Genomic DNA, 10860 nt, shown 5'->3' with positions numbered 1-10860 from the left:
CGACAAATATTGGGGCGCGCAGACACAGCGATCCCTTCAAAATTTTAAAATCGGTGAGGAAAGGCTACCCTTTCCCCTGATCCGGGCGCTCGGCATTCAAAAAAAGGCGGCGGCCCTCACCAACCGGAAACTGGGCTTGCTGGACCCTCGCCTCGCCGATGCTATTGTCACGGCCGCCGATGAAGTTATCGACGGCACCCTGAAAGATCATTTCCCTCTGGTTATCTGGCAAACCGGATCCGGCACACAGAGTAATATGAATGCGAACGAGGTCATTGCCAATCGCGGCAACGAAATTCTGGGAAGTCCCCTTGGTCAACAAAAACCAATACATCCAAATGATCACGTCAATCTTGGACAAAGCTCCAACGATAGTTTTCCAACCGCCATGTCAATCGCGGCCTGTGACGAAATTTCCAGACATCTGATGCCATCTTTGCGGCACCTGCTTACAGAGTTAGTGGCAAAGTCGAAGGAATTTGACGATATCACGAAAATCGGGAGGACCCATACCCAAGACGCCATACCAATTACCCTCGGGCAGGAATTTTCCGGATATTGCCGCCAGATAGAACTCGGGCTTGCCCGCATAGAGGGGAGCCTTCCCCGCCTGCTTGAACTGGCGCAGGGGGGAACGGCTGTCGGAACCGGCCTGAATGCCGCCCCGGAATTTGCCGGAAATTTTGTCACAATCGTCTCCGAGATAACCTCCCTGCCCTTCACATCGGCCGAAAACAAATTCGAAGCCATTGCCGCGCATGACGCCCTCGTCGAGATGTCCGGTGTACTGAACGTCCTTGCGACCAGTTGCATGAAAATCGCCAATGACATCCGCTTTCTGGCGAGTGGCCCTCGCAGCGGCCTGGGAGAATTAATTCTGCCAGAGAACGAACCGGGATCCTCGATCATGCCCGGCAAGGTGAACCCGACGCAATGTGAAGCAGTAACCCAAGTCTGTGCCCAGATTATGGGAAATCATGTCACCGTGACAGTCGCCGGATCGAACGGCCATTTTGAACTTAATGCGTTTAAACCCGTGATGATATACAATCTCCTCCAGTCCATTCGGCTTTTGTCGGATGCACTTCGAAGCTTCACCGATAACTGCCTCATCGGCATTCAGGCGAACCGGCCCCGCATTGCCAGCCTGATGGAACAGTCACTGATGCTGGTAACCGCCCTGAACCCACATATCGGCTATGACAATGCGGCCAAGATCGCCAAAAAGGCCTATGCAGAAAATACAACATTGAAGCAAGCCGCCCTTGATCTTGATCTGATGACAGAGACGCAATTTGATGACTGGATACGGCCCGAGAAAATGACTGGAAAATAGAGGTGCTTCTAAACTCGCGAAATCCTTGACACCAGGGGAAACCGGCATGCGGTGCGGAACTGAATAAAAGTCGATGCGTTTGCACTGTGAGTGAAAACTGAAAGGAAAGATAATGAAGACACGACAAAAGGATATTGAGAAAATCTTGAAGGATCCCTCAGCCGTTTATGACACACCACATGATGTGTATCATGACGAAAATCTCACATTTGAAGCAAAGAGTGCAATTCTTGAAGGCTGGGAAGAGGATGTAAAAGGTTTACTGCGGGCAGACTCCGAGAATATGTCAAACCCGGACTCATCGTCAAATTCTGCCGACCTACTGAAGAAAATTTCCGAATTAAGGGCTGAACTGGAGAAAACCGCCAATAATGATCGCGTCTAAACTTAGCTCTGGACAGCTATGAAGACAAAAAACCGCCGTGCCCGAAAGCACGGCGGTTTTCTTATAGGTTAATATCAGTGGGAGTGATCTCTCTCGAATTCGTCCAGCATTGAGTCCGCTTCTTCTTTGGCAATGCCATAGTTTTCCTGAATCCGGCCAACAAATTTCTCTCGGTTACCATCTATCTGGTCCAGATCATCGTCAGTGAGCTTACCCCATTTCTTCTGGATATCGCCCTTGAGCTGTTTCCACTTGCCTTTCAGAATATCTTCGTTCATTTCATTCATCCTTTCAAAATAGAACTACGGGTTTAATTAGTCTTAGCGTCCTTGTAATTCATGATCATAGCGGCTCGATTGGCGGATAACTGCACATCATAATCCCCATCCTTTGGAATGATTTTCACGGAATCATAAGGCATCGCGACATCTTCACCGCCAAAACCAAGCACCTTGTCGTATCCGACAATCAAATGGTCGGCAGTGTCGTCCTTAAAGGAGATGTCTTCGACTTCTCCCATCTTGTCGCCTTTTTCGTTGATTAAATTCGCATCCAGCAGTTTGGCGACGCTGTAGCCATTTTCCGGGACCATGCGCACATTTTCTCCCTTGTCTTTCCGGTCGTAGGAGAACTCAGACGCCCGTTCAATGGACTCTTCCGTCAAGGGCATAATTATATCACCCTCAGCATTCATATTGACCATGTTGGCATAATCAAACGCCGCAAGTTTACCAAGTCCGAAGAAATCGCCATCGCCGACAACGATCATCACAGGTTTTCCCGTCTGATCGACAATGATGTCTTTGACAACGCCGACCCGTTCCTCGTTATTGTAAACAGGCTCGCCGATTATGCCTTCCGCCGTTTCACGGGAATTGATCCTGACCTGCTTTACGCTCAGTTCATCATCATTTTCACCGAAAGCGAAGGCCTTGAAGTCTCGATAAGCCTCCTTAGTTGCGTCGGCAGCATCATCCGCTGCTTCGGAGACAGCTTTTTTGGTTTTGTCCCAACCTTCCTTGACGTCTTTTTTCGCTGAGTCCATCGTATCGTTCGACTCGTTTGTCGTATTTGCACTTACGAGAAATGCCTTCTCAGTTTGTAAAGCGGACTCCGCATTTTTATCGGTTGCCCCCGCAAATGTGGGGCTCGCGCTTATCAGCGCAACTATTGATACGGCGGCTAAAAGTTTCTTATTCATAAGTAACTTCTCCTTAGACTTGTATTAAGCAATTCACACCCGGACTAACCGTCAGTGAGAAAATCGGTTCCTATATCCGATAAGGCGATCCGACTACGTCGGCACATTTAAGTGACGACTATTTCCTTATCGGAAATCTGAAGCCTATTCCTTCTTTGCACCAGTATGAGTTTTAGTGCCCGGCTGCATGCTGGTATCGGCCTTTTTGCCCGTTCCCGATTGCAGTTTATTCGGTGTTTCAGTTGAACTCGTCCCTGAACCCGGCTGCATGGACTTGTCTTCCATGTGCGCCTTTGTTCCGCAGTCAGTTTTCATGCCGTTTTTCACGGCTGCGCTGCCCGTATCCGATGACGTGCCCGATCCAGGCTGCATTTTCGAATCTACTTTATCACTCGCATTATTTGAATCCGACTTCATCATTGTTTCACAATCCGAATTCATCTTCGTTGATGTGGTCGTTCCCGCAAATGTGGGGCTCGCGCTCATCAGCGCAGCTATTGATACGGCAGCTAAAAGTTTCTTATTCATAAGTAACTTCTCCTTTGTCCAGTTTCAGGTATCTCACCCCACCAAACGAGCGGAACGTAAAATGGTTCCAATAAATACAGGGAACCAAAAACAACCGGATTAGTTAGATGGCACTATAGGGAACCCCAAACAATCCAGGAGAGGCGACGATGACGAAATCCGAGGCAGACTTCCTTAACGACCTGATAGCTATCTGCGAGGATGCGCGTAAGTTTTATGTAGGGGCTGCCGCTCAGACCGAACACACGTGTATTAAAGAAACACTTGAGGAAATGGCTTCGGTTCGTAAAAGTATCGTCGAAAACCTGAAGTTCCGCATCATTGCCATTGGCGGTGTGGTTGGCCAAAATAGATCGTTTGCCGGAATGCAGCCTCAGATGTTCGGCAGCCTAAAGACCAAGCTGACCAACAGGGATAAAATGCTGGTGGCGGAGCTTGAAGAAGCAGAAGACAAAACACTTGAGGAATTTTATCATATATTGGGAAATAAGCAGCCAGCCGCAACCATGGCCCTGTTACAGAAACATACGAAGATGCTACGGGAGGCCCATATCTATATGCAAACACTGAAGGTTCAGTTGGAAATTGTCGCGTGATCGGACGGGAGTTAACAGGTTTGTCGCCGATGAATTTCTGCCGTACTTTTAGCTAATGGTCTGAATTAAAAACCCCTATGAACAAGTTCACACGGAACTGGCAACTGCGGGAACGTTGTCTATCGCTGTGCTTTTGGCAAGGTCCTCATCACCGGTCGTGCCACTAACAACAATAGTACCATGATAGACAACCGCCCATTTCCACACGTCCGCCTGTTGTTCGCATTCCCAGTTCCGCTTTTGCTTCTCAACAACGAGTTCATAATCCCCAACATCGGTACATAGCCGCTGGTTTTCCCAGGATATTTCTTTTTTACCTATCGTCATCCTGCTTCTCCTCTCCGGAAAGTTAAGTATGTCAGAACCGGTACCCAAATGAAAGCGCTCCAAAAACAGATGGATCCTCCTGCCCGTCAAATTCCTTCGTTCGATAAACAAATGTGTAACTAATCCGGTACTGATCGTAGGTCAGAGCCAGACCCGCGTTAGCATCCATAACGAGATATTTTTTATCAACGCTATGGGAATCACTGAAGGTATTGCCGTCCAGAAAGATATTATGTGCCACCGCGCGCACATCCATGCCAGCGAACAGATACCAGCTCCATCCTTTCGGGGGAACCTCAAAAAACCCGGTCCCCGGTGACGCTGGTCGAACCCGGACCGGGGCGTCCTGCCAGATGTCTTTTTCCGGTATTAGTCGCAAACTGAATCCGGCATTGGCGAAGGTATAAACGTTGCCAAGTGTTACGCCGAAATGGGGTTCGAGCCCAAGCGACAAACCCGCGCCACGAGCGGCAAAATACTCAGGAAACCGGCGTTGCCATGCCAGTAACAGCGCTGGCTCGTTATTCAGCTGGTTCGACCAGCCCTCGGGCGTCGGACTGTCTGTCGTAATATATTTATGGACGAAAGTCTGGGTTTGCTTGCCAAGCGCCCAAGGGCCGACAACACCGACAGACGCTTCTACCTCGTCTATATGATCGTCGGTTGCCGTAACCAATCCCATGGCGACATAAAGGTGGGCGGCCCAGGGTCGATCATCGGGATTCTGTGTACTTTGTGTAATATCACTTGGCGTATACAGATTTTGGCCAAATGTATAAAATACACTTGAACTATCATTGATTGCGAATGTCGGAATATAGTCTGCCAGTTTATACGCGATAATTGGCATCTTGGCACTTACGTCGAAATAATTCAGGCTCACGCCACTTGTATAGTTTTTATCGTCTCCCTGAAATCCAATCGAGTCATTTTCAATGACGAGGGTGATGATCTTGCCGTCGCGATCGGATATCGGTTTTGCAGGGGCATCTTTTTCCGGCTCCGCCTCCTCCGCGAGTAACACTGACGGAAAGAGAAGAAAACTTAGGATAACAACTACAATAAATTTCATCTTTACATTTTCCGCACAAAATAAAACCGTCTGCTCAAAGACGGTTTTATTTCAGTATGTAATTCCCGGCAAGAAAAGGTCCATAACCGACCCGTCCCATAATATCTAGTCAGCAGCGTCCTGAACAGATTTGCCCGCTTTTTCAATGTCTTTGCCAGCGCCTTCCATTGTCTCACAAGCGACGAGCGACAGCGTCGAGACAGCGAACAGGGCTAATATCAAAACGCGCATTTTTGATCGAAGTATTCTCATTGGTCTTCCTCGCTACTACAATTAATAACGTAACAACCAACGCAGCTACACTCTATTTGGTTCCCTAACTCAGGATAAATACTTACCCGCGATAAGCCCTGCTATGCCCGCGATAAGCAATGCCGTCTTGGGACTCTCCTCCACCTTTTCATTAAGTCCGTCCGCCGCCGTTGCCGAAATCAAAGAGATGAGTTCCCTGATTTCATCGTTCGGCGCTGGTTCCGGTGGTATACGTTTAAGAACCAGATAGGCGCTGAAAGCAACGATCGAGCCTATTACCAGAACCGTGCCTGCCGTGACCAAGGCCGCAACCGGCTGGACAAAATGCAGCAACAGCCAGCCATAATAGGCCAGAACCATATAAAACAGGGCGACCAGAAGCAGGAATCCCGCCACCGCCATCAAACAAATACCAAGCTTGCTTCTTTGTATCGTTTGCGACCTGTTGCTTAAAACTCCGTTGAGCAACACTTGTTGGATTATGTTGGCGATTGACCCCACGGTTTAACCGCGCCTCCGCAGGAGCATATTCGCAAGGAAACCGACAGCAAACGCAATTGCCAGACTCTGTGCTGGCTTGGCCTGCACCTGAGCTTCAACTGTCTTGAGGCCTTGTTGTCCGTGTCCCTTAAGCTCATACAGCTTTTCCTTGGCCTTTTCGCCGAGTTTGTCAGCCTGATCCAGGCCCTCATTTTTCAGGCGGTTGGTCAAAGCCTCGACATGAGACTTCAAAGAGGCAAGATCGTCCTTGATTTCCGACATTTCGGGAGAGGTTGTTTTTTCATTCGCCATTTAAGGTAACTCCTTTTCAGTAATTGCTTTAACACCAACAAACAAATAGCAAAAGAGTTCCAATCATTATTCCTTCGGAGCAAACATATATCCAATGCCACGAACCGTTTTAATGATATTTACGCCTTCTTTTCCAAGTTTTTTGCGAATCCTGCCGACCTGAATGTCAATTACCCGATCATAACCGTCAAATTCCCCATCGCGGGTCAACTCAAACAGCCTCTCGCGACTGAGAGTTCTTCTTGGCGCCAGCGCCAATTCCTTCAGGAGCTGAAACTCCCCCGTGGTCAGGTCAAGGGATTTTCCCTTTTTGTCAAATACCTGGAATTGGTTATTGTCCAATACAAACTCGCCAACGGCTATTTTTTCGTTCTGCTTTTTTGCTGGTTCACTCTTCTCGTTTCCATTCACAGGGTCTGGCACCCGTCGAAGCGCCGCCTTGATTCGCGCGGACAATTCGCGCATCTCAAAAGGCTTCGTTATATAATCATCTGCCCCCATTTCCAGACAGATGATCTTTTCCGTCGTGTCATTTTTTCCGCTGACGACAACGATTGGTGCCTGTGTTTTCGACTTAATCAATGAAATAAGGTTGACACCGTCTGCATCCGGAAGGACCAGGTCGAGGAGAATGACGTCAAGTTCAACAGCATCGAGCCTGTCAGACAGCTGTGCCCCATTTCTCGCCGACACGACGGTATAGCCGTCACCTTCCAAATACTGCTTCAGGACAGACTGAAGTCCCTCATCATCATCAACCGTTAATACCGTTCCTTTGTTCATTACGACCTCTACTGTGTCCGCGGTATGAACATGTCCGGACACAAAAATGATACAAACTATTTCACAAATACTACAGAGGCGAACAATCCTGGTTACAGATACTGGCTATCTTTCTAATTGCGAAATCAACGGAACCTAGCAAAGAGAGATACAAAATGTTTGACAATCAGCAATTACTCGAAGAAATGCCGGGACTTGAAAAATTTGCGCGCCGCCTAACGCGAAATAAACATGATGCCGACGATTTGACACAGTATACCTTACTGCGGGCGATTGAAAAGAAACATTTGTTTCAGGTCGATACGGATTTGTTCAAATGGACCTCAAAAATGATGTACAATCTTTTTGTGACCGATTACCGGCGGAAAGTAAAATACGAAACCAAATTTGATCCGGAGAGCTATCTGGAAGCAGAATTTGTAAATCCCTCCCAGGAAAAGCATCTGGAACTGTCGAACGTCACAAAGGCAATGAGTCTGCTTTCGCATGAACACCAGGAAATCCTGGTTATGATCTGTGTTCAGGGCATGCATTACCAGGAAGTGGCCGAGGCTTTGGACATTCCGATCGGAACTGTTCGCTCCCGTCTTTCCCGCGCTCGCGGTCACCTGCAAATGCTGACAGAAGAACCTCACAGCAAGACGATTGCGGCGTAAGAGTGATACCAACCGACATGCCGTTTTCAATTATTGCCATTATTGATCGGAAGCCCGGTTTTATTGCCGGGCTTCTTTTTGAACAGCGTCTACCTGAACCGTCAGGAAATTGAGAATTGTCGATTTGAAGTCATGCTCGACAATTGGCTTTGGTAAATAGGAATCCATCCCCGCCTCAATACATTTATCCTTATCCCCGACAAGTGCGTGCGCCGTCATACCAACAATCGGTGTTCTGAGCAGTCCTTTTTCCTTTTCCATGTCGCGAATAATCTTGGTGGTGGTAAATCCATCCATTTCCGGCATCTGGATATCCATCAATATCATGCTGTAATGGTGTTCATTCCAACTATTGACGGCTTCCAGGCCAGTTTTCGCGATATCAAACACGATCCCCATATCCTCGAGCATATGCCCTATCACAGCGATGTTGCCGTCATAGTCCTCGACCAACAGGATCTTTTTGGTCTGTTTAATGATCGCCCGGAGTTCCTCATTGAGCTTTCTTTTGAGGGTCCTGTCCGGCTTTTCGTTGACCTCTGGCAAACTGGCGGTGACTATCGGCAGGATCACGGAAAAAGTTGATCCCTTGCCAAGCTCACTCTTGACCTCGATGTCTCCGCCCATAAATGCGGCGAGTTTTCTGGCAATGGGGAGCCCTAGTCCGGTCCCTCCGAATTTGCGGGAAACGGACGAATCCGCCTGCTTGAAACGCTCAAACACAAGTTCAAGGTTTTCGTCTGCAATTCCAATTCCAGTATCTTCGATATCAATACGCAAAATGGAAACTGCCCCTCGGTCTTCTTGGCTCGATTTGACGGAAACCCCTCCCTCGTCAGTGAATTTTACCGCATTACCGATAAGGTTGATTAATATCTGCCGCAACCGCATCGGATCGCCATATAAATAAAGATCTTTCACATGGTCATAGTCAAATGAGAAATCGAGGTTTTTTTCGCGTGCCCGAACGGAAATTATGCTGACGATATGCTCAAACGCCTCCTGCAGGCTATATGTGGTTTCTTCCAGTTCCAACTCACCGCTTTCGATCCTTGAAAAATCGAGGACATGCGAAATCACATCTTTCAACGTAATTGAGCTGGAACGAAGAACTTTCACAAGTTCCTGCTGCTTGATATCCAGACTATTCGAATTATTATCGAGGATTTCTGCAACACCGCTAATGGCGGTCAGCGGCGTACGGATTTCGTGGCTCATATGGGCCAGAAAATCGCTTTTTGCCTTGTTTGCATCTTCAGCCTTTGTTTTCGCTTCCTGCAGCTTAAGTTCATATTCCTTGGCGGCGCTGATATCCCTGTGAGCGCAGACAAAACGGACTGGTCTGCCTTTCTTGTCTAGAACAATTGTCCCTCTTGCCTGAACCCATATCCATCGGCCCGACTTTTGCAGCATACGAAATGTATTTGAATATTCAGACAGCTGCCCCTCCAGATACAAATCCAGATATTCCCAGACGGTTTGTTTCTCATCCGGATGAAGTTTATCCGTAAAATCGTCCAGAGTTCCGTCGAACTCCTCCGGTTCATAACCCAGCGTTTCGGAAAACTGAGTGGAATAATAGACCGCCCCTGACTTGATATCCCAGTCGAATATGCCGTCTTGCGTTCCCTCGACCGCGAGGCGAATTACCTTTTCCTTCTCCGCGTCTGAAAAGGCGGCATCGGCCCGGCCGCGTCTTGACCGTGCCCGCCAGAGGTAGGCGTTGATAGCGATTATGATCAATATCGTTGTGGCGGCGAGAAACAGGGTCACATAGAACCAGGATTTCGCCTCTTCCAGAATCGTCACGCGTTTATTTAAAAGATTGAATTCTTCGGATAGAAAATCGCTACTAATTCGCGAAATATCTGATTTCAGCCCATCTGTATTTGTGTTGTCAATCGTAGTCTGTTCAGCGGACCCTGAAATTTGCGCGGACCGGCTTTCCAATTGAGAGGAAAACTGAACAAAAAACTGCCGAAGTTCGTCTAACCTGCTGGCCTGCGCAGGATTATCGCCAGTTAATTTACTTAATTTTGCAATATTTTGTGAAAAAGAAGATTTCGCGCCTTCATACTCGTCCAGAAACTTTTTTTCCTTGGTAATCAAATATCCCCGCTGTGACGAGAGCATGCGTTCAAGCAGGGAATTTACCTTTTCAGAGACAATGATGGTTTGCTGAGTCTGGAATATCTGTGCGTTATAACTGTTTATCTCTTTTTCACCAGAAATCAGGAGATAAAAAAATGAGAGAACGCATATCACGACGATAGCGCTGAAAATCAAAACGTTTCCGTAAAAGGTTTTTAACATCAACGCATAATATAGCATCAACCGTTTCGCCGCCATATAAAACGGCGCTTCAAACGAAGCGCCGTTTTATATGTTTTGTTAATATATCACAATCCTGTTCTGCGTTTCCTCACGACATGCATAACTGCCGCAATTACGAACAGCACAATGAAGATAACAAATAATAATTGTGCAATTTCCACAGACACTGCTGCCACCCCGCCAAAGCCTAAAACGCCAGCGATCAGCGCTACAACCAAAAATGTCAAAGCCCATCCAAGCATCAGGTTTCTCCTCATTTGTTATACACACCACCATAAACGAATGATTTCAAAGAAAGTTCCGTGGAACCATTTAAGCACTGAAACCGTTAGTGTAAAGGAGAAGACCTAACTACACGGAAACCTCGATCACGGAGGCGCGTAATATCGTGATTCCGGAGACTATATGAAAGACAATATTATTTCGGATTATGACCTTCAAGCTCTAGTTGACGACGAATTGGGACCACTGAAAGCGAATGAAGTCAAAGCATTCATAGCGCGCAACCCCGATGCAAGAAAGCGATACCGGGAATTGCAGAGGCAAACGCGTGATCTCAAATTCTGGTGGAAGAGTGCACAGAATAAGATGTGACGAC

At 47.5% G+C, this 10860-nt stretch carries 16 protein-coding genes and 1 pseudogene; 5 read left to right on the top strand and 12 right to left on the bottom strand.

Going from position 1 to position 10860, the window contains the following annotated elements; translation table 11 throughout:
• A partial coding sequence (gene fumC, locus ACESNI_RS02685; RefSeq protein ID WP_373084763.1) for a class II fumarate hydratase occupies nt 1–1336 on the top strand: 1336 nt, incomplete at its 5' end.
• 112 nt (nt 1337–1448) lie between these two features.
• Nucleotides 1449–1721, top strand: a complete 273-nt coding sequence (locus tag ACESNI_RS02680; protein WP_373084761.1) for a hypothetical protein — start codon at nt 1449–1451, stop codon at nt 1719–1721.
• A gap of 74 nt (nt 1722–1795) precedes the next feature.
• Here ACESNI_RS02680 and ACESNI_RS02675 read toward each other — a convergent pair whose 3' ends face one another.
• From ACESNI_RS02675 to ACESNI_RS02665, 3 genes are all read right to left on the bottom strand, one after another.
• A complete protein-coding gene (locus ACESNI_RS02675) occupies nt 1796–1999 on the bottom strand; it encodes a CsbD family protein (protein ID WP_373084759.1) in 204 nt (67 codons plus the stop codon).
• 32 nt (nt 2000–2031) lie between these two features.
• Nucleotides 2032–2922: a PRC-barrel domain-containing protein gene (locus tag ACESNI_RS02670; protein WP_373084757.1), complete on the bottom strand. Its 891-nt coding sequence runs from the start codon at nt 2920–2922 to the stop codon at nt 2032–2034.
• 144 nt (nt 2923–3066) lie between these two features.
• Nucleotides 3067–3450, bottom strand: a complete 384-nt coding sequence (locus ACESNI_RS02665; protein ID WP_373084755.1) for a hypothetical protein — start codon at nt 3448–3450, stop codon at nt 3067–3069.
• Between the two features lie 149 nt (nt 3451–3599).
• Here ACESNI_RS02665 and ACESNI_RS02660 point away from each other — a divergent pair, with 149 nt between their 5' ends.
• Nucleotides 3600–4046, top strand: a complete 447-nt coding sequence (locus tag ACESNI_RS02660) for a PA2169 family four-helix-bundle protein (RefSeq protein ID WP_373084753.1) — start codon at nt 3600–3602, stop codon at nt 4044–4046.
• 87 nt (nt 4047–4133) lie between these two features.
• On the opposite strand, the gene ACESNI_RS02655 is transcribed toward ACESNI_RS02660, so the two are convergent.
• The 6 genes from ACESNI_RS02655 to ACESNI_RS02630 form a co-directional block, all read right to left on the bottom strand.
• Nucleotides 4134–4373 (bottom strand): hypothetical protein, encoded by a 240-nt coding sequence (locus tag ACESNI_RS02655; RefSeq protein ID WP_373084751.1) that lies wholly within the window; start codon nt 4371–4373, stop codon nt 4134–4136.
• A 31-nt stretch (nt 4374–4404) separates the two neighbouring features.
• Complete coding sequence (locus ACESNI_RS02650) at nt 4405–5445, bottom strand: lipid A deacylase LpxR family protein (RefSeq protein WP_373084750.1); 1041 nt, start codon at nt 5443–5445, stop codon at nt 4405–4407.
• Nucleotides 5446–5550: 105 nt separating this feature from the next.
• Nucleotides 5551–5697 (bottom strand): entericidin A/B family lipoprotein, encoded by a 147-nt coding sequence (locus tag ACESNI_RS02645; RefSeq protein WP_373084749.1) that lies wholly within the window; start codon nt 5695–5697, stop codon nt 5551–5553.
• Nucleotides 5698–5766: 69 nt separating this feature from the next.
• On the bottom strand, nt 5767–6168 hold the full coding sequence (locus ACESNI_RS02640; RefSeq protein WP_373084772.1) for a phage holin family protein: 402 nt from the start codon (nt 6166–6168) through the stop codon (nt 5767–5769).
• A 33-nt stretch (nt 6169–6201) separates the two neighbouring features.
• Nucleotides 6202–6489: a YqjD family protein gene (locus ACESNI_RS02635; protein ID WP_373084747.1), complete on the bottom strand. Its 288-nt coding sequence runs from the start codon at nt 6487–6489 to the stop codon at nt 6202–6204.
• A 66-nt stretch (nt 6490–6555) separates the two neighbouring features.
• Complete coding sequence (locus tag ACESNI_RS02630) at nt 6556–7272, bottom strand: response regulator (RefSeq protein WP_373084745.1); 717 nt, start codon at nt 7270–7272, stop codon at nt 6556–6558.
• Nucleotides 7273–7427: 155 nt separating this feature from the next.
• Here ACESNI_RS02630 and ACESNI_RS02625 point away from each other — a divergent pair, with 155 nt between their 5' ends.
• Complete coding sequence (locus ACESNI_RS02625; RefSeq protein WP_373084743.1) at nt 7428–7928, top strand: sigma-70 family RNA polymerase sigma factor; 501 nt, start codon at nt 7428–7430, stop codon at nt 7926–7928.
• Between the two features lie 60 nt (nt 7929–7988).
• On the opposite strand, the gene ACESNI_RS02620 is transcribed toward ACESNI_RS02625, so the two are convergent.
• The 3 genes and pseudogenes from ACESNI_RS02620 to ACESNI_RS02610 all read right to left on the bottom strand — a co-directional run bounded on the left by ACESNI_RS02620 (nt 7989) and on the right by ACESNI_RS02610 (nt 10504).
• Complete coding sequence (locus tag ACESNI_RS02620) at nt 7989–9737, bottom strand: ATP-binding protein (protein WP_373084769.1); 1749 nt, start codon at nt 9735–9737, stop codon at nt 7989–7991.
• Nucleotides 9738–9749: 12 nt separating this feature from the next.
• A pseudogene (locus ACESNI_RS02615) lies at nt 9750–10241 on the bottom strand (CHASE3 domain-containing protein); the annotation flags it as partial.
• A gap of 86 nt (nt 10242–10327) precedes the next feature.
• On the bottom strand, nt 10328–10504 hold the full coding sequence (locus tag ACESNI_RS02610) for a DUF1328 domain-containing protein (RefSeq protein ID WP_373084741.1): 177 nt from the start codon (nt 10502–10504) through the stop codon (nt 10328–10330).
• A gap of 163 nt (nt 10505–10667) precedes the next feature.
• Here ACESNI_RS02610 and ACESNI_RS02605 point away from each other — a divergent pair, with 163 nt between their 5' ends.
• Nucleotides 10668–10856 (top strand): anti-sigma factor, encoded by a 189-nt coding sequence (locus tag ACESNI_RS02605; RefSeq protein WP_373084739.1) that lies wholly within the window; start codon nt 10668–10670, stop codon nt 10854–10856.
• Nucleotides 10857–10860: the final 4 nt, after the last annotated feature.

It is taken from the genome of Sneathiella sp., assembly GCF_041689005.1.
Classification (GTDB): Bacteria; Pseudomonadota; Alphaproteobacteria; order Sneathiellales; family Sneathiellaceae; genus Sneathiella.
The sequence above is the reverse complement of the archived record's forward strand: the minus strand, read 5'-3'. Positions and strand labels throughout refer to the sequence as shown.